This window comes from Bacillus sp. TH13, assembly GCF_016651175.1.
In the GTDB taxonomy this organism is placed as follows: domain Bacteria; phylum Bacillota; class Bacilli; order Bacillales; family Bacillaceae_G; genus Bacillus_A; species Bacillus_A thuringiensis_S.
Genome location: NZ_JAEKEJ010000025.1, coordinates 1,774,275 through 1,794,990, shown reverse-complemented (window position 1 = coordinate 1,794,990; position 20,716 = coordinate 1,774,275). Strand labels below are relative to the sequence as shown.

Below are 20,716 nucleotides of genomic sequence, written 5' to 3'. Positions count from 1 at the left end.
AGGAGTATGTTTCATGAAGGGAATTAAACTTATATTTAAAGATTGGAAAGCGATGTGGCACCATAAACATGGACGTATCGCTTTAATTTTTTTATTAATCGTTCCGTTAATTTATTCAGGATTCTTTTTAGCTGGATATTGGGATCCGTACGGAAAATTAGATAAATTACCTGTTGCGGTTGTGAATTTAGATAAGGGTGCTGCGATGGATGAAAAAACAATTCATGCAGGAGACGATTTTGTTAAAAATTTAAAAGAGAATAAGGAATTGGCTTTTCATTTCGTATCAGAAAAAAATGCTGATGAAGGGTTAAAAGAAGATAAATATTATATGGTTGTTACGATTCCGGAAGATTTCTCTAAAAAGGTAAGTACACTTATGAATGAGAAACCAGAGCCGGCACAATTGCAGTACAAAGTAAATCCAGGTAAAAACTTTGTAGCGGCTCAAATTGGAACGACAGCTGTTGAAAATATGAAAACAAAAATCTCGAATAGTATTACGAAATCATATACAGAAGGTGTTTTTTCAAAGTTTCAAGATTTGGCACAAGGGTTGAGTGATGCAAGTAACGGTGCTGGGAAGTTACATGAAGGAACGACCGATGCAAAAAATGGAGCAAGTCAGCTTGCAGATGGTATTCATGGTTTAAGTGACGGGACATCGAAATTGAAAGAAGGAAGTGACAAGCTTGCGTCTAGCCAATCTGCCTTAACGGGGGGAGCAAATGAGCTGAGTCAAGGAGCGACATCACTTCATAGTGGTATGGAGTTATTAGCACAAGGTGAAAAAACGTTACAATCAGGAGTTAGTGAATTAAGTGCTGGTACAAATGAATGGGTGAGCGGAAGTGAGAAGCTTGCTGAAGGCCAAGTAAAAGCGGATGGTGCGGCTAATAGTATGAAACAACAATTAGAAGAGTACGTGAAAAATCATCCAGAAGTGCAGCAAGATCCCGCTTTTCAAAAAATTGTTGCTACGTCTAATGGACTAGCTAAAGCAACAAGTACTTTAAATAATAGCCAACAACAATTGACACAAGGTGCGAAGAAGCTTACTGAGGGTCAACATAAGATTGAAGAAGGCATGAATACATTCGGAGTTAAGTTAAATGAAGCTACTTCTGGAACGAAAAAGATAGCAGATGGTGCATCGAATTTAGCTGATGGATTTACGAAGTGGGGAAATGGATTTACATCATTGCAAGAAGGTGTAAATCAGCTTGCGAGTGGTGGAACGGAGCTGAATAACGGTGCTAGTAAATTAACAAATGGACTTGTTAAACTTGATGATGGTGCGAAAGAACTTTCTACGAAATTAGGAGAGGGCGCAGAGAAGATAGCGGATGTTCGTAATGATGATGCACGCAATACGATGTTCTCAGAGCCAGTTCAGTTAGTGAAGTCAACAGTTTCTGACGTTCCTAACTACGGTTCAGGCATTGCACCATATTTCTTATCACTTGCATTTTATGTTGGCGGAATTATGGCATCGAATATTTTACCTCTTGGCCGCAGACAAAATATGAAGGTAAGCGGAACGGTACATTTTATTAATAAACTAGGATTGGTATATTTAATTGGACTCATTCAAGCGCTACTCGTAGATGTAGTTGTGCTAGGAGTTATGAGATTAGAAGTTGCAAGTGTGCCACTTTTTGTTTTATCAAGTATTGTTATTTCCTTTACGTTCATGACATTTATTCTTATGTTAGTCACAGTATTTGGTCTTGTTGGAAAGTTCTTAGCGGTAACGCTTCTTGTCCTGCAATTAGCGACGAGCGGAGGTACTTTCCCAGGAGAATTAAACATAGCTGTTCTTAGCAAAATTGGACAGTTTCTCCCAATGTCTCATTCTCTTAGAGGATTACAAGATGTTATTTCTTTAGGGGATTGGTCGCAATTACAAATGCAAATTTTAATATTGTTATGTTATCTCGTTGTTGCCGGTGGAATTGCTTGGATCACGAGCCATATACAGCATAGAGAAACGAATGCAGAACAAGTTTCTTAAAATGAAAGAAGCTATCCGATTTTTTCGGATAGCTTCTTTTTTATTTACGTTCCATTACTGCAAAGTAATTATTTTCATTATCAGCAAAGTTGAATGCTCTACCAGTAGGTAAATCTACAACCTGTCCAACTGTGACATTTTTCTCAGAAAGATCTTTATACAGTTGATCTAAGTTATTAGAGAAGAACATAAGTGAAGGTGTATTTAAGTTTAATTCAGGTTGCATCTTCGCAATTAACGCTTTATCGTGAAGGACGATGCTTGTGCCTCCTTCTTTCGTTGGTGCAATTTCAATCCAGCGAAAGCCTTGTCCGTTATTTTCTTCCGCAATAATTTGGAATCCTACTGTCTCAGTCCAAAATTGTACTGCTTCATCTTGATTATTTACATATAACATAATTTGTCCAATTTGATTAATCATAGGTGTGTCCTACTTTCTTTTCTTGTATGGAATTCTATTATATCAAAGATATGGTTTGAATACTTTTTTGTGATTTTTCCGAAGTACAATCTTAGCCCATTTCATATTTGTCGTAGGGGAAGGCCCTGTAATCCATGTATGAAATGGTAGTGTACTGCAAATGACCATTGCTGAAATCGAGATTGTGGCCGTTATTGTAAATAATAATAAGCTATACAATATTGTGTTTTCTTGCAGCGTGAATAAGGAAAGAAGTTTTGTGCATAGTTGCAAGAAGAATAAATGAGCTAAATAAGCACCATACGTGTAATTTCCAATGAAACGTAACGTTTTATATAAGAAACCACGACGCTGTACTATCATAATAGATAACACATACAGTATGATAATTTCGCATACGATATATAAAAACATAGATGGTTTTAAATAGGTAGAAACAGTTAAATGAATAGAGTTTGCTCCGTAAAAACTAAACAACTCATAATTGATGAATAAAAATAAGATGAAAAATAATATTGTTATAAGCGGGATATGTTTCATGACGAATAGACGCCAAGTTTTTAGTGCTACAGCGGCAATGCCGCCCATAACGAAATAGAATGAGTAGAATAGAAATGATCGATCTGTATAATGTAAAATTGTTGAACTTGTTAATTTTTCTCCATTAAAAATATAGTGAGAAGAGAACCACATTAATAGAAAATATAGGCAAGCGAAAAAGGTCATATATTTATATATGTCTTTTTTATTTTCTGTTCGTTTTTGAAACCAATAAAAAAGTGTGCATAGTAAAGGGAACAATAAGTGAATTTGGAACATCATAATAACGTACCAAAGATGGGGCGCGGCTGTTCCAAGTAATAAACTTTTTATTCCACTTTGTAATGTAATAAGATCATTTGTTGTTAATAAGTAAAGAATAGACCAAAAGAAATAAGGAATGAGTAAGTGTGTCGCTTTTTCAGAAATATATTCTTTATATACTAATTGCTTCGTATAGTGACGAATTAAGTGAAATCCAACTATAAATATGAATGCGGGTGCTGAGAATTTTGCAAGATTAAATAGCATACCCATAATGAGGGATTGCTCAAGTAAGACATTTCCTTGATTCATTGTATATAATAAGGAACTTTGCAAAACGACAGCGAGAAATGCAATGCTTTGCAAAACTTTAAATTCTGGTGCGCTTTGAGTCATTAGGTCCATCTCCTTTTCCATACATGATTATAGTACGGAGAATGGATAATGGATGTGGAATATTTGTGAAGATTGTAACAAATTTGTGGCGAGAGGGAATAAGTGTTATCGAATAATCAATAAATAACGATAGAAAGAGGATGCTCGTTTAGAGCATCCTCTTTCTATCTATTAAGCAAATTTGTTTTTGATCCAATTCTTACCTTCTACAAGGCGAGCTGTCATTACGGCACAAGCGTTATCTCCTGTTACGTTTAACATCGTTGCAGGTGGATCAATGATTGTACTAATTGCTGCGATAATTGGCAATGCTTCTGGCGGGAAGCCGTATAGAGAAACGATTAACATTTCACCAATCATACCTCCGCCTGGAATAGCACCCATTACTGTTCCTACTAATAGAGAAACAACAAGCGCGATTGCTAATGTTTTTGGTCCTTCGAATTCCATGTTGAAAATACCGAATAAGAAAGCAATTTTTAATACGCCACCTAAAACAGATCCGTCTTTATGAAGAGTAGATCCGAGAAGGACAACTGTTTCACGAACGTCTGAAGAAATACCCATTTTCTTCGTTGCTTCTAAGTTCGCTGGAATACTTGCGGCACTACTACAAGTTGCAAGTGATGTAACTGTAGGAGAGACCATGTTCTTCCAAAATAATTGTACACCTTGCTTGCGACCCGCAAGGTATGCATAGAACGTGAAGAATACAAAGAAGTAAATTAGAGACGCTGGATAGTATACCATTGCTGCTCGGAAATAAGTTCCAAGAAGTTGTGGTCCGAATTCACCAACTAATGCCGCGAAGTAAGCAGCAAGTCCGATTGGAGCGTAGTACATAATGAAAGATACAACTTTCATTGAAATTTCTGCACCAGCTTGTAAGAATGTAGCGAATGGTTTTCCTTTTTCACCAACTGCTGAAGTTGCAACCCCCATTAAAATAGAGAAGAAAATAAGAGCTAACATATTTTCACGAGATAGTAACTTCGAGAAATCAGATACTGTTATAATACCGACAATTTGATCCGCAACACTAACAGCTTTTTCAGCTTTATCGGGCTGCGTTAGTTCTAATACAACACCTTGTGCTGGCGGGAATACTTTCACGACAATAATCATAAAAATAGCAGCTAAAATACTTGTAAATAAGAAAGTTCCAGCCATACTAGACATAATTTTACCGAAACGTTTTAATCCATCCATATTAGCAATAGATGACGCGATGCTAAAGAACACTAAAGGTACAACAATCGTAAACATTAAGTTTAAGAAAATGTCACCAAGCGGCTTTAAAGCAACGGCATCGGCACCCATGAAATAACCAATGAAACCACCAATTAGGATAGAAGATAATAAAATAAGCGGAAAGCGATATGCCTTCATAAATATATCCTCCTATCAATTAAAAAAATCATACTGAATTATTATAGCGAGTTAGAGTCCTCTTTACTAGGAGAATAATGATAGATGGAATAGCGTGAAAACCGAGAAATTTTTGTTTTTAAGCTCGGCATACAGCAGGAAATCTAGACATATATATTTGTAACCTAGTGGTGGCAAAGGATGCGCCGTAACTTAGGTTTGGAAAAAGGGGGAGGGAAGCGGAATGAATATTTTGCTTTGCTGTGCAGCGGGAATGTCTTCCAGTTTGATTGTTACAAAAATGGAGAAAGCAGCAGAGGCAAGAGGGATAGAGGTAAAGATTTGGGCAGTATCAGGTTCTGAAGTAAATAGTCACATAGATGAAGCTGATGTACTTTTACTTGGACCACAAGTACGTTATTTATTACCGAAAATGAAAGAGTTATGTAAGGAGAAGGGAGTACCTGTTGATGTCATTCAATCGGTCCATTACGGGCTTTGTAATGGAGAAGCTATCTTACAAGCAGCTTTGTCAATGAAACCATGAGGAGAGTGGGATAGATGATACGGTTTTTAGAGAAATATGTAATGCCAGTAGCGGGAAAGGTTGCAGAGCAGAGGCATTTGCTAGCAATTCGTGATGGACTTGTATTGACGATGCCTTTCTTAATTATAGGATCATTTTTCCTCATCATTAGCGCTTTACCAATACCAGGTTATAATGATTTTATGGCAGGTTTGTTTGGGGAGAATTGGCAGAGGGCTTTGGGGTATCCAGTTAGTGCAACTTTTAATATAATGGCTTTAATAGCTGTTTTTGGAATCGCTTACAGGCTTGGAGAATATTATAAAGTGGATGCTTTAGCATCCGGGGCATTGTCGCTTGTGACGTTTTTACTTGCGACGCCATTTCAAGTTGCATATATTATACCAAGTACAAAAGAGAGTGTACTTGTAGAAGGTGCTATCCCAGCTGCATTAATGGGAAGCCAAGGGTTATTTGTAGCAATGATTATTGCACTTATATCTACTGAACTTTATCGGTTTATTGTACAAAAAAAGATAATTATAAAGATGCCAGAGACAGTTCCGCCAGCTGTGACACGTTCATTTGCCGCGCTTGTTCCAGGATTTATTGTTGTAATGGTTATTTGGATTTTACGCTTAATTATAGAAAATACTTCTTTTGGCAGTATCCATAATATTGTGGGGCAAATTTTACAGGAACCACTTAGTGTACTTGGTGCTAGTCTTTGGGGCGCAATAATAGCTGTTATTCTCGTTCATGTTCTTTGGTCATGTGGAATTCATGGAGCTACTATTGTTGGTGGTGTAATGAGTCCGGTTTGGTTGTCGTTAATGGATCAAAACCGAGTTGCTTACCAAGCAGGGCAAGATATACCAAATACGATTACTGCACAGTTTTTTGATTTATGGGTTTATATGGGCGGATCTGGTGCAACGCTTGCTCTAGTTGTCGGAATGTTACTATTTGCACGAAGTCAACAATTAAAAAGTTTAGGGAGATTGTCAATTGCACCTGGTATATTTAATATTAATGAGATGGTAACTTTTGGTATGCCGATTGTAATGAATCCACTGTTACTAATTCCATTTATATTAGTTCCAGTTGTGTTAACAATTGTTTCTTACTTTGCAATGGAATGGGGATGGGTCGCACGTCCGAGTGGGGCCGCTGTACCTTGGACGACACCTATTCTTTTTAGTGGATATTTAGGATCGGGCGGGAAAATTTCAGGTGTTATTTTGCAACTTGTTAACTTTGCGCTAGCATTCTTCATTTATTTACCGTTCTTAAAAATATGGGATAAACAAAAACTGGCGGAAGAAAAGGGGGAGTAAAGAACTAAAATGGATACGATAGAGACGAAAGCTTTTCATTTAATCTTGCATGGGGGAAACGCGAGAAGTTGTTCAATGGAAGCAATTGATTGTGCGAAGCGTGGGGAGTTTACAGAAGCTGAAGCTAAATTACAAGAAGCACTAGAGGAATTAAAAGAGGCGCACCGTGTACAAACGGAGCTTATCCAGAAAGAAGCTGGTGGTGAAAAGACCGAAGTTACTCTTTTAATGGTACACGCACAAGACCATTTAATGAATGCAATTACGGTGAAAGAATTAGCGAGTGAGTTTGTAGAGTTATATAGGAAGATGTCGGTGGATGAATGAACCTTGCTTATGCAAGGTTTTTTTATCTCGAATTAACGGGCAGTAAAACTCCCACTAATTAAAGTTGCACTTTATGTATGTGCCTGTACCATCAGTGGAATGTTCACCCCACTGATGGTATTTACAATCCTCCTTTTTCTGGATGAGTAAGAGTGAAAATTAATCGGTAGTAACAATCTCCCCTATACCACGGATTAGCTTTTTTATATGCATCTCATTCGGTTTTAATATACTTACGATATAATCAACCGCTATTTGCGGTTCAATGGTCGTACCACACGTATAACAGTCAATGGCTGCAAAGTTTTTTTCTGGATAAGTGTGAATAGAAAGGTGGCTTTCAGATAGTAAAACTAAAACAGTAACGCCATGCGGATCGAATTCTTTTGTACTTACGTTTAAAACATGGGCACCAGAGTAATCTGCAGCTGTAACTAGATGATATTCTAAAAAGTGCATATCATCTAGTAGGGAAAAATCCACTCCCCATAAGTCTACTATCATATGTTTGCCAAAAGTAGAATATTTCATAGGGCAGCACTCCTTACTATAATATCGTCAAAACTTCATTTCCTGTTTGTAGCATTGATGTAGGATAAGGTTCGATTCTGAATTTAAAAGAGCGAGGTTACGTTGTTCTAGATGTTCTTCTTTAAATTGAAATAAAGGAAAAAGAAGAGCAGGCAATGTTCGAGGGGTTGGTACTACATATAATTGTTCAATTTGATTGAGTACATGTGCGGAGTTAGCAGCAATATGAAATCCCCAGTCAGTTCCGAAAGAAGGAACGATTGTATGATAGCTTTTTACAGTTAATCCAGCGTGTTCAATTGTATTACCGATACTCCAATATACGCGAGGTGCATCAGCAGGTGAGTTAGATTGACAGACGAAAGCACCATCTTCTGTTAAGAATGTAGCTATACGAGCAAATAGTTCGCTTGTATATAAAGTACTTAATAATTCTGTCGCTGGGTCTGGAAAATCAATAATGATTACATCGTATAAAGATGAAGGTGAATTTAGAAATTCCTTTGCATCGCATACGTGCACGTTCACGCGATTATCAAAAAAAGCGTTTTTGTTTAAAGATACTATTTCTGGAACATTACGTGCCATATTAATCATTGCCTCGTCTAAATCAACAAGGTCTACATGTAGCACAGTTTCATATTTCAAAACTTCTCGTAAGGCAAGACCATCGCCACCACCTAATATGAGAACACATTTTGGATCGATTACTTTTGACATAATTGGATGTACAAGTGCTTCATGATAAATTTGCTCATCAACGGAACTAAATTGTAGTTGCTTGTCCAAGTATAAGCGAACATCATTTACTTGGACTAAATTAATATTTTGATAATTACTCTTTTCTTCAAATAACTTCGTATGTTCACCAGCTTGTATTTCCTTTAGAGAAATTTCATCCCACACATCTAAGCTGTGTGAATCCGTAGGTACTATAATTACATTTTCCGATTGTACTTGCTTATCCTGTTTGTCCTGTTTATTTTCTATTTCCTGCTCTTCTAGTTCAAAATTGTCAGAGTCTAATTCAGAACGTCTATCTTTCTTACAGCATGTTATTTTATAAATCGTCATTTTGTTCTTTTTTCTATGTTTTGGCATAGGACTCTCCTTTCAAATTCTGTTATTTTATTCTATTTTATGTAATCTAGTAGAGTTTGCTTGGACAAAAGATAGAAGAGTGTGTTCAAGAGTATGTTGTTTTTTTACTAGATTTCTACGATAAAAAAATTTTTTAGTGTTTTTTCATATGAAACATAACTAGACAACTAAACACTAATCTATTTTCATACAGTTATGTGTTAAAAGCTTGTTGTTTTATAACACACTGTGTGTTTTTTGAGTAACACACTAATTGAAAGCGTTAACACACAAAGAAAATGCTCGAAAAAGCACTGATTTTAGTGCTTTTAAAAAGTTGGCACGCTAATTGCATTAATAAATAGTGTAAAGAAAAATAAATAAACATAAATTTTTTATACTACACAAGGGGGATTTTCAAATGAATATTTTATTATGTTGCTCAGCAGGGATGTCTACAAGTTTACTAGTTACAAAAATGGAAGCGGCTGCAAAAGCTCGCGGTCTAGAAGGAAAGATTTGGGCTGTATCTGGGGATGCAGTAAAAAACAATATCGACCAAGCAGATGTGTTATTACTAGGACCACAGGTTCGTTACATGCTCTCTTCAATGAAAACGCTTGCTGACGAGAAAAATGTTGGAATCGACGTTATCAATCCAATGCACTACGGCATGATGAATGGAGAAGCAGTTTTAGATCACGCATTAACACTTAAAAAATAATTAGGGGGGAAGTAAAATGCAAAAGTTTATTGCATTTATGGAGAAGTACATGGTTCCGATTGCTGGTAAAATCGGATCGCAACGTCACTTAGCTGCGATCCGAGATGGATTTATTGCAGTTATGCCACTTATTTTAGTTGGTTCGATGGCAGTACTAGTTAATGGTTTACCAATTCCAGCATTCCAAAATTTTATGAAAGATTTATTCGGTGAAACTTGGACACAAATTGGTGCTGGTATGTGGACAGGGTCCTTCGGGGTATTAGCTCTGATGGTGGCGGTTACCATAAGTTATAACTTAGCAAAATCTTACGGTGTTGATGGATTGTCAGCAGGTATTATTTCGTTTGGTGCATTAATTATTCTTACACCAACAACACCAAAAGAAGCTGGAATAAATATGCTTTGGACAGGCGCACAGGGTTTGTTCGTTTCACTTATTGTCTCCATACTCGTAACGGAGATATTCCGCTTCTTTGTTCAAAGAAACATTACAATTAAAATGCCTGACGGTGTACCACCAGCAGTAATGAAATCTTTCGCTGCTTTAGTTCCAGCATTTGTGATTTTAACAGGTATTGCAAGTATTCAATTAGCAGTAAAACTAGCAGGTACAAGTGTTCATGAGTATATCTTTAATACATTACAAGTTCCATTACAAGGTTTAGCGGGTACGTTACCAAGTGCAATCTTTATTGCGTTATTAGTACATGTACTTTGGTTCTTCGGTTTACATGGTCCAAATATTGTTGGTGGTATTATTGAGCCACTTTATTTACCAGCATTAGAGAAAAATATTAAGTTATTCCAAGATGGTACATCTGCATTTGATGTTCCAAACATTATTACAAAACCATTCTTTGATACTTTCGTATATCTTGGTGGTTCTGGTGCAACATTAGCGTTTTTAGTAGTTGTATTAATTGTAGCGAAAAGTGCACAATTACGCGGTGTATCTCGTCTATCAATTGGACCTGGTGCATTTAACATTAACGAACCAGTAATCTTTGGTACACCAATCGTATTAAATCCAATTTTATTCATCCCGTTCGTATTAACACCTGTTGTGTTAGTTATTACATCTTATACAGCAATTTACTTAGGGTGGGTACCAAAAACAGTAGCGATGGTTCCATGGAACGTTCCACCAATTATTAGTGGGTATCTTGTAACAGGTTTACATCCTTCTGGTGCGATTTTACAATTATTCAACTTTGTTGTTGCAATGGCGATTTACTTCCCATTCGTTGTCGCATGCGATCGTTCAGTTATCCGTACTGAGAAAGCAGCACAAGGAAATAACAACTCTGTACCTATGTAACATAATAATTGTTCTCACAGATAACATGATCTGTGAGAACAATTACCTTTATATCATGTTCAAAAAGATGATACTCATCTACAAGAACACCAAACTATCATTCATAAAATAATAATTTAATAGACATGTTCAAACTGAAGGGGTATTTTAATCGGTTGAACCTTATAGAGAGGGCGGTAATTATGATGACTACAGCAGAACAAATTCCATTCCAATTAATTTTAAATAGTGGTAATGCACGAAGCTTTGCGATGGAGGCACTTCAATTTGCCAAACAGGGGAAAATGACAGAAGCAGATGAAGCGATGGTAAAGGCGAAAGAAGCGATTAATGAAGCGCATCATTTCCAAACAGAGCTCATACAATCAGAAGCAAGAGGAGAAAAAACAGAGGTTAGTGTCCTTTTAATTCACGCACAAGATCATTTAATGAATGCGATTACAGTAAAAGAATTGGCGGCAGAATTTATTGACCTTTATAAAAAATTAGAAGCGAAAGGGGAATAAAGCATGACTGGAATTAAAATTGCTACAATCGGCGGTGGATCTAGTTATACACCAGAGTTAATTGAAGGATTTATTAAGCGTTATGATGAACTGCCTGTTCGTGAAATTTGGTTAGTAGATATCGAGGCAGGAAAAGAAAAGTTAGAAATCGTTGGTAACTTAGCGAAACGTATGGTGAAAAAATCAGGTTTACCAATCGAGGTACATTTAACACTTGATCGCCGTGAGGCATTAAAAGATGCTGACTTCGTAACAACACAACTTCGCGTTGGTTTATTAGAAGCACGTGCAAAAGATGAAGCAATTCCGTTAAAGTATGATGTAATCGGTCAGGAAACGAATGGTCCTGGTGGTTTATTCAAAGCGTTGAGAACGATTCCTGTTATTTTAGATATTTGTAAGGATATGGAGGAGCTCTGTCCAAATGCATGGTTAATTAACTTTGCAAATCCAGCTGGTATGGTAACAGAGGCAGCTCTTCGTTATACAAATGTTCAAAGAGTAGTTGGTCTATGTAACGTTCCAATCGGAATCCGCATGGGTCTTGCAAGATTACTTGAAGTAGATGCAAGTCGTGTTCATGTTGATTTCGCAGGTTTAAATCATATGGTATACGGACTAGACGTATATTTAGATGGCGTAAGTGTAATGGACCGTGTGTTAGAGCTTGTGACAGATCCAGAAAAGCAAATTACGATGGAAAATATCGCAGCGCTTAACTGGGAACCAGACTTTATTCGCGGACTTCGTGCAATTCCATGTCCATACCATCGTTACTACTACAAAACACGTGAAATGTTAGAAGAAGAAAAAGAGGCTTCTGTTGAAAAAGGTACACGTGCAGAAGTAGTAAAACAATTAGAAAATGATTTATTTGAGTTATATAAAGACCCGAACTTAGATATTAAGCCACCACAATTAGAAAAACGTGGCGGAGCTTATTATAGTGATGCAGCATGTAGCTTAATTACGTCTATTTACAATAATAAAGGTGATATCCAGCCTGTTAATACACGAAACAACGGAACAATTGCAAGCTTACCACATGATTCTGCTGTTGAAGTGAACTGTATTATTACGAAAGAAGGTCCAAAACCAATTGCAGTGGGAGATCTTCCAGTACCAGTTCGCGGTTTAGTACAACAAATTAAATCATTCGAGCGCACAACAATTGAAGCTGCTGTTACAGGGGATTATCAAAAGGCGCTGCTTGCTATGACAATCAATCCACTTGTACCATCAGATAAAGTTGCAAAACAAATTTTAGATGAAATGTTGGAAGCACATAAAGAGTATCTTCCACAGTTCTTTAAAAAGGTAGAGAAGTAAAAGCGGCGCTATTTAGCCCGCTTTTTTTATTCTATTAGGAGGTATTATGATGATTAAGTTAATTGTAAATGCAGATGATTTCGGTCTTACAGAAGGTACAAATTACGGCATTATTGATGGGCATATAAATGGACTTGTAAATTCAACGACGATGATGATGAATATGCCAGGAACAGAGCATGCGGTACGCTTAGCGAAAGAGTATAACCTACTTGGAGTAGGCGTACATCTCGTATTAACAGCAGGGGAACCACTGTTAAAGGATGTGCCGTCACTCGTAGGGGCAAACGGGTCGTTTCATAAACAAAGTGTTGTAAGGGAAGGGAATATAAATCCAGAAGAAGTTGAGAGAGAGTGGACTGCTCAAATTGAGAAATTCCTATCTTACGGATTAACACCAACTCATTTAGATAGTCATCATCATGTACACGGATTACCGATCTTACACGATGTTCTTGAGAGATTAGCAGCTAAATATAATGTTCCAATTCGTCGTTGTGGGGAAGATAGAGCGGTGCATCCATTTTCTGATGTATTTTACAGTGACTTTTATGCGGATGGTGTGACGGAAGATTACTTTGTGAAGTTAAAAGAAAGAGTACAAGGTGAACAAACGGTAGAAATTATGGTTCATCCAGCTTATATAGATCCAGAGCTTGTGAAGCGTTCTTCTTACGTAATGGATCGTGTGAAGGAATTGCGTATTTTAACAGAGAGTGAATTACCAGAAGGAATAGAGCTTGTGAAGTTTTAATAGAAAAAACGACGGCTACATCATGCCGTCGTTTTTTCTATTTATAAAATGGACAGAATATATCCGCCAAAGGCTCCGAGTATAACGATAACCCAAGGTGGTGTTTTCCAAAAAGCTAGTAAGCAAAAAAGAAGCGAAGCGAAAACGAAATCTGAAGCATTTATAATTGTACTCGTCCAAATGGGATCGTAAAAAGCGGCAATTAAAATACCAACAACTGCGGCGTTAACACCAAGTAGTGCGCCTTGTATGAATGATATTTTTCTCACACTGTTCCAAAATGGTAAAACACCAATAACGAGTAAGAAAGCAGGGAGGAAAATCGCAATTGTTGCGAGTGTTGCCCCAAGCGTCCCGTTTAACACTGCTCCTATATAAGAGGCGAATGTAAATAGTGGTCCTGGTACTGCTTGTGTTAATCCGTATCCAGCTAGGAACTGTTCTTTCGTCATCATTCCGTTTTGTACGAACTCACCTTCAAGAAGAGGCAGCACGACGTGTCCTCCTCCAAATACAAGTGCGCCAGAGCGATAGAAACTATCAAATAAAGCGATGTAATAAGAGAACGGTCTTAATATTGGTAGCAGTAGTAATAGTCCAAAGAATAAGACGAGACAAGAAACTGCTATCTTTTTTGAAATAGGTACTTTTATATTTTGAGATTGGCTAATTGGTTGGTTGCGATATAAAAACCAGCCGATAAAGCCACATATTATAATGAGGATGACTTGTGTCCAACTACTTGGCCATAATAAGGTGATTGCGGCAGTTACAATCGCAATCGTCGCACGGTTGCGATCTGGAGTTAACTTTTGCGCCATTCCCCATATGGCATGAGCGACAATAGCGACTGCTACAAGTTTTAGTCCATGAATCCAGCCAGCACTTCCAAGATCGAACTGATTAAGGAATGAGGCGAAGAAAACTAAAACAAGTACAGACGGTAAAGTGAATCCAATCCATGAAATAATAGCTCCTAATAACCCGCCCCTTAATAATCCAACCCCCATACCGACTTGACTGCTGGCAGGACCAGGAAGGAATTGACATAGCGCTACTAAATCTCCATAGCTTCGTTCATCCATCCATTTTCTTTTTTGCACGTATTCGTGGTGAAAATAGCCGAGATGAGCGACAGGACCGCCGAATGAAGTAAGTCCTAATTTAAATGAGACGAGAAAAATCTCTAATAATGTGTGAAAGATGTGTTTGTTTTTTTTCAAAATAACCTCCTATAATGTTTTTCTATGTGCATTATACAAGAGACTTTCAATCTACAGGAACGATTTTAATGTAAAGATTTTGTGAATCTTTTCTTTGTAATTAAAATTGAAAAAGTCATAAATGATTATGTCTAAACCATAAAGTAGTAGAAGTAGTGCTGGGAAATTTATATAAGGAGAATGCCTTATGACAACACATTTCTTTGCCAGGTTAACAGGTAAGAGGGAAGTGCCTCCTGTAAATACAGAAGCTTTTGGGGTAGCAGAGTTTATTTTTAGTGATGATTTAACGAAATTGCATTACAGAGTAATACTAAAAAGTATAGAAAAGGTTACATCGTGTCAAATTCATTTAGGGAAGTCTACTCAAATTGGTCCTGTTGTTTTATATTTGTATGGTCCACTGGAGCAAGGGATTAGTTTGAACGAGGGAAGTATTACTGGTGTAGTGAATGTAGAGGATTTTGAGGGACCTTTACAAGGGAAATCATTTGTACATTTACTTCAAGAAATTATTCAAGCAAATGTATATGTTAATGTCCATACGAAATCACAAAAAAGAGGAGAAATAAGAGGGCGAGTTAGAAAAGTAAAGAAGTAGAGGAAAAGGCTGTCCATATGTTGGAACAGCCTTTTCTTCTTAATATAAGGTGCTAGTTTTAGCGATTATTGTCGGTAAATCGATATATTTTGAAAATCGCTGATATAACTCGCGTTACGGTCGATATTTTTAAAAAATGCCTCGATTAATTTTTCGCAGGCTGATTTTTAATAAAGAAGTCCATAACGTAAAATACTTCGTCATCAGGTATTTGTATTTCAAATGTATTTTCAATTGGTTGCAATGCTTTTTTTACTTTCATATACATCCAGTATTCATCTTGTCTTCTTTTCTCTTTATCAGGGTGAGGAAGAAGGCTTTCTCCTTTTTGAAGACGGTCAACCATACAGCTCATATGCAGAATAACACCCATTAAGCTATCAGGAGTTAGCTGTAAGGAGATTAATTCTTGAATTGTATTTAATGCGTAACGAATTGTTTTGATAAGTAATGCCCCATCGTTACGCTGCATTTGTTGTTCAAGAATATCCGCCATTTTTGCATATGTTTCTTCATACGTAATTAATTCTTGAATGGGCTGAATCGCTGTGTAGTTTACGATGTCTTGGAAATGATATGTTAAGCACGGCACTTGCACATCGAAATTCGTGACGATACAAATGATGTTACGCTCTTTTTTTATGTTCTCGATCATTTTCGTTAAATCTTTTTCATGCACGATACTAATCGGAATAATTTCAATTAAGTCTTTATCAAATCGTAAATAGTTCTCTAACATTTTTTGAATTGCTAAAGCACTTCCTTCACCAGTTAAACAAGCTGTTAAAATAACAGATTTCATTGGAGAGAGAGGTTTTTTCTTTTCTTCTTGTACGTTTAAGTAAAACGGTGTTAAATTTTTTACTGTTTCATATAGCGCATCTAATGAATAACCGAGCTGGGCTTTTCGAGCTGCTTCTAGTGCGTGTGGTGTGCTCGTCATCGAGAGAACACGTACAGGAATTTTGAACTCCGTTTCTAATATGTCACCGATATAAGCAAGTGACCCCATATCGACAAGTAAGAGAAGCCCATTTACATTTTGTAGTGTTTTCATATACACTTTCACACGTTCTAAGAAATCTTTCGGTGATTCGTGTAACGGCATATCAATACCGGTTACTTCCTCAATGCCGAGAAGTTCGTTTGCAACGTTTGCCATTTCAGTTGCGATGCCATTACCGTGTGCTAATATTAATACTTTTACTTCTGTTTGTGAGGCAGGAATTGGATCAACAACGAAGAACATTGTTAAAAAGCCAGCTTCATCAATAGGCATTGTTATTTGTAATTCTTCTTCCAGTAGTTGAATGCCTTGCATAGCTACGGAAAAGGCTTCTTTATATTTCGTACGAATTTGATTTAATTGTGGGTGATGTATTTGTTTTCCGCTTTGTAAACGTTGTAGAGTTGTCTGTACATGTAAACTTAAAGCGAGAAATACTTTTTCATCAAACGTCTTAGATAAATACTTTTCCGCAAGTTCCGCTATTTTTTCACATACGGAAACGATATTACGATCCACAATTTTAAAAACATTTTCATGGCTTGTTTTTTTTGATATTTGGTTAAAATATTGTACGAAAAAGCTTTGAACATCATTTTCTATTAGTAATTCTAATTCTTCCTCTTCAATACCGCGTGCTTGAAGTTCTTCGTATTTATAATCAATATAATCGTAAATAGAAGAACGTTTTTCATCTTCTGTTTTATGATTACTCCAACCTTCATCACCTGTAAATACAAATGTTTCATTTGGTATTTGGTATAAGTGACGGCTCTTCCTTTCAATGAACAGCCCTTCTTTCATATACCAAGGTAAGTCTGTACTTGAAACATAGACAGAATCACGTTTCTTTGTCACGAATTCAGAATAGGCTTTCGCACAGGCAATTTGTACATCTGTTTTTAATTGACCAATGTTATTGGGACAATTGTAAAAGACGAAAGCACGCATTGCATTCGGACTAACGTGAATTTCTTTTCGCAGACGAATTGCTTCATTTGTAAAAAATAGCTGTAGTAAAGCAAAGCGTTCTTTATGTGTACGCTCACGAAGTGGTGGCAGCGTGACAGTCATCGGTATACGTCTTGTAAATGTTTTTAATAAAAATGAATTTGGTTCTTCTGTTGTTGCAGTAATGATTAATACTTGTGCTTTACGCTCGTTTTCTGTTTCTCCAAGGCGTCGGTATACTCCGCGGTCAATAAAGGTGAAAAGCATTTCTTGTCCCTCTGGAGGCAGGCGATGGACTTCATCTAAGAAGAGAATCCCTTCATGAGCTTTTTCAATTAACCCTTTTTGATCACTTGCACCTGTGTAAGCTCCTTTTTTAATTCCAAATAACTGTCCAAGTAGTAGTTGTGGATTATTTGCATAATCAGCACAGTTAAATACGATAAATGGTGCATCTTTGGGAAGCTGTTCAACTTCAATTGCATATTCGTGCATTAAAGAAGCAAACATAGACTTTCCCACTCCTGTTTCTCCGAGCAGTAAAGTATGCATACCGTTTGGAGGATAGAGAATAGAAGCTTTCGCTTTTTCAATTGCGATTTTAAGGCTTGTATTTTCAATTGCAAATGTATCTAATGAAGTTACTTCTTTTGAATGCGTTTCCAACGAAGCGTTCGTTTCTATGTAAAAACGAACAGGACGCGTATTTGTTTTTAATAAACGTTTGTCTTTTACAAGTTTGTTTAAGTCGCTACTTACATTGGCGCGATCTAGTTGCAACAGGGTAGCTAGTTCTGATGCGGTTACACCTTCTGTATAATTGCCTTTTTGTATTGCGTTAAAAATGAGATCTATTCGTTTCATTTCTATTCACCTCGAAACTTCATCACTATCTAAAATTTTACACAAAAATGGGAAGGGTGGGAAGAGAAAAATAAAACAGCTTTAGTACATAAGCACTAAAGCTGTTACAATCTTGTGTCTTTCCAAAAATTTACCTTAAGATGAGAAGAAGGATTATAGGGAAGAAGTTTGTATCCTTGTGACTGTAAATAATCAATTACTTGTGGCAGTATTTGTACGGTTACACTCGAATCATGCATTAAAATGACTTCTACTTGTTCATCACTTTGATTACGTACTCTTTCGAGTATGGCAGAAGGATTGTCATAGCTTTTCCAGTCGTATGTATCGATTGTCCAATCCCACATTTTATACTGGGCCGATACAAGTGCGTCACGGTAATTCTTTTTTAAGTAAGGCATACTACCATACGGAACGCGAACGAGATGTGTATTTAATTTCGTAACTTGCTGGACAATGTTTTGTGTTTGTTCCATTTCTGTAATTAAAGCAGATGGATCGCCAGTGTAAAGGCGTTTTACATCGTGTGACATACTGTGAAGTCCGATATAATGTCCGTCTTTAATTAATCGCTGCATTGTTTTTTTATAATGTGGTACTTTTCCACCAATAACAAAGAAAGTTGCTTTTCCGTTCTTTTCTTTTAAGATGTTTAAAATTTGTGTAGTATATTTGTTTGGTCCGTCATCAAATGTTAAGTACGCGATTTTTTGGGTAGAAGAGGTAGTTTCAGTATTTGGATGATGTTCAGCAGGGGTAATTGTAGTTGCTCCTGCATGAGATGACGCGTACATAGTAATCGTTAAAAATAAAATAGTGTATTGAAATACTCGCTTGATCATAACATTCACCCTCAGTTTGACAATCAAGATGTAAAAAGAAAATATAATCCTTTTCTTATTATGTATATCTTTCTCCAATAGTGGAACTCTCAAACAAGCTATATTTTGGAAATGTAAAATAATGAATAAAAAATAGCATCCTCTTATAAGAAAGAGGACGCTATTTGAATATTTCATAATGGTAAAGGCTATACTACAATTAGTCTTCGCGTTTTTTCACTTTTTTATAAAAGGAAATAAGTGGTTTGTAACGTTCATGTACAAGCCCGATTATTTCAGCAATGATTTCTGTGAAGAAAATCAAAGCGAAAAGAAGAATAATGGATAACCATAACGTTGCACTAGTGAAAATAATGGCATTTACACTAAAGAAAATACCGAATGCGTATATAATTAGTACCGTTTTGCGATGAGAGAATCCCATTGCAAGTAAGCGGTGATGTAAATGCGATTTATCTGGTGCTGAAATAGGTTTTTTATTTACGATACGACGGATGATTGCAAATATCGTATCAAATATAGGTACACCTAAAATGATAATTGGAACGATAAAACTGAATAACGTTACACTTTTGTATAATCCAAGCAACGATATAACAGAAATACAGTATCCTAAAAATAGTGCTCCTGTATCTCCCATGAAAATTTTTGCTGGATGGAAGTTGTAGAATAAAAATCCAATTGTACTTGCTAATATAATTAATGCGAGTGGCAAGATAATAGCTGTTCCAGTACCCCATGGGCTAGTGAAGGCCATATATGCTAGCGTTGCAAGTACGATAGATGAAATCCCAGCAGATAATCCATCTAAGCCGTCAATTAAGTTGATTGCATTCGTAATACCTACAAGCCAAAATACTGTGATTGGATAAGCAAGCCATCCAAGTTCAGTATCCCCAAGGAATGGAATATATAATACTTGCACTAATAATCCACTTTTTACAATCATAATGGCAACTAACAGTTGTCCACCGAATTTTACTCTCGCAGATAACTCGTACATATCATCTAAAATTCCGATGATTACAATGATAATCGCACCTAGCGTTATCGATAACATTCTTTGCTCATATAAGCCACCGACAACAAATCCTACAGCTACACCAATAAATATTGCTAACCCGCCAAGACGTGGCATAATCTTTTGGTGCACTTTACGTGCGTTTGGCTTATCTGTCGCTCCTATTTTAAAAGCTAATTTAATAACTAAAGGAGTAACGACGAGTACAGTGATAAAAGATGCCAAAATGGCATAAATCACTTGTGAGTCCATTAATACCCCACCCTTTATAGTCTAACGTAATTTTTTTTTTGAAAATATATTTATCTGAAAATTATGATGTTTATTTACAGGCTCATAACATATGGTATCACAAAAAGATTAGAATTCAATCTTTTTTCTTTTTACGGTTAATGGAAGCGGATAGAATATATGACAATTGTATATAGAATATTGAATCATATGAGAAGGTTAATCGTACTGGACTTTGGAATATGACATTTCCTCTTTTTCTTCGATAGTGAATACTTTTAGTTCAGTATTATAAGTGTTACACGTAGAAATGAGTAAGTTTCGTGTTAAAATGTGGGAATTTATCTCACGTCAACTAGTAGCCCCATTCCTACTAATTAAAATTTTACTTTATCCCACATTAACGGGCAGTAAGACCCCCACCTCAAAATTCAGCAAAGCAAAGAAGTTAGGTGGGGATCAACTGCCCGTAAAGGCCCGATTGGTGAGGGCTGATAATCAGTGGGGGGTGAACAAAACCCCCACTGATTAAAGTTTCA

Annotated in this window: 19 protein-coding genes; 10 read left to right on the top strand and 9 right to left on the bottom strand. The window is 36.6% G+C overall.

Annotation, left to right across the window (positions count from 1 at the left end; all coding sequences use genetic code 11):
* The first annotated feature begins 13 nt into the window (after positions 1-13).
* The gene (locus JFU02_RS17765; protein ID WP_061667799.1) at positions 14-2,014 is read left to right on the top strand and encodes a YhgE/Pip domain-containing protein; all 2,001 of its coding nucleotides are present in this window, start codon (positions 14-16) and stop codon (positions 2,012-2,014) included.
* 40 nt (positions 2,015-2,054) lie between these two features.
* Here JFU02_RS17765 and JFU02_RS17760 read toward each other — a convergent pair whose 3' ends face one another.
* From JFU02_RS17760 to JFU02_RS17750, 3 genes are all read right to left on the bottom strand, one after another.
* A complete protein-coding gene (locus JFU02_RS17760; RefSeq protein WP_046960095.1) occupies positions 2,055-2,435 on the bottom strand; it encodes a VOC family protein in 381 nt (126 codons plus the stop codon).
* Positions 2,436-2,477: 42 nt separating this feature from the next.
* Complete coding sequence (locus JFU02_RS17755; protein WP_000194343.1) at positions 2,478-3,635, bottom strand: acyltransferase; 1,158 nt, start codon at positions 3,633-3,635, stop codon at positions 2,478-2,480.
* Between the two features lie 171 nt (positions 3,636-3,806).
* Complete coding sequence (locus JFU02_RS17750; protein WP_061667797.1) at positions 3,807-5,024, bottom strand: dicarboxylate/amino acid:cation symporter; 1,218 nt, start codon at positions 5,022-5,024, stop codon at positions 3,807-3,809.
* A gap of 223 nt (positions 5,025-5,247) precedes the next feature.
* Between JFU02_RS17750 and JFU02_RS17745 the strand changes: the two genes are divergently transcribed.
* Genes JFU02_RS17745 through JFU02_RS17735 form a run of 3 tightly spaced genes read left to right on the top strand, consistent with a single transcriptional unit; the run spans position 5,248 to position 7,193 of the window.
* Entirely contained in the window at positions 5,248-5,550 is a 303-nt protein-coding gene (locus JFU02_RS17745) for a PTS sugar transporter subunit IIB (protein ID WP_001023539.1), read from the top strand.
* A gap of 14 nt (positions 5,551-5,564) precedes the next feature.
* On the top strand, positions 5,565-6,866 hold the full coding sequence (gene celB, locus JFU02_RS17740; protein WP_201071370.1) for a PTS cellobiose transporter subunit IIC: 1,302 nt from the start codon (positions 5,565-5,567) through the stop codon (positions 6,864-6,866).
* A 9-nt stretch (positions 6,867-6,875) separates the two neighbouring features.
* Complete coding sequence (locus JFU02_RS17735) at positions 6,876-7,193, top strand: PTS sugar transporter subunit IIA (protein ID WP_000379645.1); 318 nt, start codon at positions 6,876-6,878, stop codon at positions 7,191-7,193.
* Between the two features lie 159 nt (positions 7,194-7,352).
* On the opposite strand, the gene speD is transcribed toward JFU02_RS17735, so the two are convergent.
* The gene (gene speD, locus JFU02_RS17730; RefSeq protein ID WP_061667795.1) at positions 7,353-7,724 is read right to left on the bottom strand and encodes an adenosylmethionine decarboxylase; all 372 of its coding nucleotides are present in this window, start codon (positions 7,722-7,724) and stop codon (positions 7,353-7,355) included.
* Positions 7,725-7,751: 27 nt separating this feature from the next.
* Positions 7,752-8,825 carry a polyamine aminopropyltransferase gene (locus JFU02_RS17725; protein ID WP_061667794.1) on the bottom strand — a complete coding sequence of 358 codons (1,074 nt, stop codon included), beginning with the start codon at positions 8,823-8,825 and terminating at the stop codon, positions 7,752-7,754.
* Positions 8,826-9,225: 400 nt separating this feature from the next.
* Between JFU02_RS17725 and JFU02_RS17720 the strand changes: the two genes are divergently transcribed.
* The 5 genes from JFU02_RS17720 to chbG all read left to right on the top strand — a co-directional run bounded on the left by JFU02_RS17720 (position 9,226) and on the right by chbG (position 13,438).
* The gene (locus JFU02_RS17720) at positions 9,226-9,528 is read left to right on the top strand and encodes a PTS sugar transporter subunit IIB (protein ID WP_001023563.1); all 303 of its coding nucleotides are present in this window, start codon (positions 9,226-9,228) and stop codon (positions 9,526-9,528) included.
* Positions 9,529-9,544: 16 nt separating this feature from the next.
* Positions 9,545-10,849: a PTS cellobiose transporter subunit IIC gene (gene celB, locus JFU02_RS17715; RefSeq protein ID WP_001168858.1), complete on the top strand. Its 1,305-nt coding sequence runs from the start codon at positions 9,545-9,547 to the stop codon at positions 10,847-10,849.
* 182 nt (positions 10,850-11,031) lie between these two features.
* Positions 11,032-11,355, top strand: a complete 324-nt coding sequence (locus JFU02_RS17710; protein ID WP_000989056.1) for a PTS lactose/cellobiose transporter subunit IIA — start codon at positions 11,032-11,034, stop codon at positions 11,353-11,355.
* A gap of 3 nt (positions 11,356-11,358) precedes the next feature.
* A complete protein-coding gene (celF, locus tag JFU02_RS17705; RefSeq protein ID WP_201071367.1) occupies positions 11,359-12,684 on the top strand; it encodes a 6-phospho-beta-glucosidase in 1,326 nt (441 codons plus the stop codon).
* Positions 12,685-12,733: 49 nt separating this feature from the next.
* Positions 12,734-13,438: a chitin disaccharide deacetylase gene (gene chbG, locus JFU02_RS17700; protein ID WP_097820887.1), complete on the top strand. Its 705-nt coding sequence runs from the start codon at positions 12,734-12,736 to the stop codon at positions 13,436-13,438.
* A 41-nt stretch (positions 13,439-13,479) separates the two neighbouring features.
* On the opposite strand, the gene JFU02_RS17695 is transcribed toward chbG, so the two are convergent.
* Positions 13,480-14,661, bottom strand: a complete 1,182-nt coding sequence (locus JFU02_RS17695) for a chromate transporter (protein ID WP_000739643.1) — start codon at positions 14,659-14,661, stop codon at positions 13,480-13,482.
* A 187-nt stretch (positions 14,662-14,848) separates the two neighbouring features.
* On the opposite strand from JFU02_RS17695, the gene exsM reads away from it, so the two are divergent.
* Positions 14,849-15,262, top strand: coding sequence for an exosporium regulatory protein ExsM (exsM, locus tag JFU02_RS17690; protein ID WP_000207049.1), 414 nt, complete (start codon positions 14,849-14,851; stop codon positions 15,260-15,262).
* Positions 15,263-15,407: 145 nt separating this feature from the next.
* Here exsM and JFU02_RS17685 read toward each other — a convergent pair whose 3' ends face one another.
* From JFU02_RS17685 to JFU02_RS17675, 3 genes are all read right to left on the bottom strand, one after another.
* A complete protein-coding gene (locus JFU02_RS17685) occupies positions 15,408-18,083 on the bottom strand; it encodes a sigma-54-dependent transcriptional regulator (RefSeq protein ID WP_000820979.1) in 2,676 nt (891 codons plus the stop codon).
* A 104-nt stretch (positions 18,084-18,187) separates the two neighbouring features.
* Entirely contained in the window at positions 18,188-18,925 is a 738-nt protein-coding gene (locus tag JFU02_RS17680) for a polysaccharide deacetylase family protein (RefSeq protein ID WP_000597169.1), read from the bottom strand.
* A gap of 199 nt (positions 18,926-19,124) precedes the next feature.
* Positions 19,125-20,198, bottom strand: coding sequence for a glycosyltransferase family 4 protein (locus JFU02_RS17675; RefSeq protein ID WP_000378320.1), 1,074 nt, complete (start codon positions 20,196-20,198; stop codon positions 19,125-19,127).
* Positions 20,199-20,716 lie beyond the last annotated feature (518 nt).

Coding starts and splice junctions, on each gene's coding strand:
- JFU02_RS17755 (WP_000194343.1), bottom strand. CDS start 3,635: ATGACTCAAAGCGCACCAGAATTTAAAGTTTTGCAAAGCATTGCATTT.
- JFU02_RS17720 (WP_001023563.1), top strand. CDS start 9,226: ATGAATATTTTATTATGTTGCTCAGCAGGGATGTCTACAAGTTTACTA.
- celF (WP_201071367.1), top strand. CDS start 11,359: ATGACTGGAATTAAAATTGCTACAATCGGCGGTGGATCTAGTTATACA.
- JFU02_RS17680 (WP_000597169.1), bottom strand. CDS start 18,925: ATGATCAAGCGAGTATTTCAATACACTATTTTATTTTTAACGATTACT.
- speD (WP_061667795.1), bottom strand. CDS start 7,724: ATGAAATATTCTACTTTTGGCAAACATATGATAGTAGACTTATGGGGA.
- JFU02_RS17685 (WP_000820979.1), bottom strand. CDS start 18,083: ATGAAACGAATAGATCTCATTTTTAACGCAATACAAAAAGGCAATTAT.
- JFU02_RS17750 (WP_061667797.1), bottom strand. CDS start 5,024: ATGAAGGCATATCGCTTTCCGCTTATTTTATTATCTTCTATCCTAATT.
- JFU02_RS17765 (WP_061667799.1), top strand. CDS start 14: ATGAAGGGAATTAAACTTATATTTAAAGATTGGAAAGCGATGTGGCAC.
- exsM (WP_000207049.1), top strand. CDS start 14,849: ATGACAACACATTTCTTTGCCAGGTTAACAGGTAAGAGGGAAGTGCCT.
- celB (WP_001168858.1), top strand. CDS start 9,545: ATGCAAAAGTTTATTGCATTTATGGAGAAGTACATGGTTCCGATTGCT.
- celB (WP_201071370.1), top strand. CDS start 5,565: ATGATACGGTTTTTAGAGAAATATGTAATGCCAGTAGCGGGAAAGGTT.
- JFU02_RS17760 (WP_046960095.1), bottom strand. CDS start 2,435: ATGATTAATCAAATTGGACAAATTATGTTATATGTAAATAATCAAGAT.
- JFU02_RS17735 (WP_000379645.1), top strand. CDS start 6,876: ATGGATACGATAGAGACGAAAGCTTTTCATTTAATCTTGCATGGGGGA.
- JFU02_RS17745 (WP_001023539.1), top strand. CDS start 5,248: ATGAATATTTTGCTTTGCTGTGCAGCGGGAATGTCTTCCAGTTTGATT.
- chbG (WP_097820887.1), top strand. CDS start 12,734: ATGATTAAGTTAATTGTAAATGCAGATGATTTCGGTCTTACAGAAGGT.
- JFU02_RS17710 (WP_000989056.1), top strand. CDS start 11,032: ATGATGACTACAGCAGAACAAATTCCATTCCAATTAATTTTAAATAGT.
- JFU02_RS17675 (WP_000378320.1), bottom strand. CDS start 20,198: ATGGACTCACAAGTGATTTATGCCATTTTGGCATCTTTTATCACTGTA.
- JFU02_RS17725 (WP_061667794.1), bottom strand. CDS start 8,825: ATGCCAAAACATAGAAAAAAGAACAAAATGACGATTTATAAAATAACA.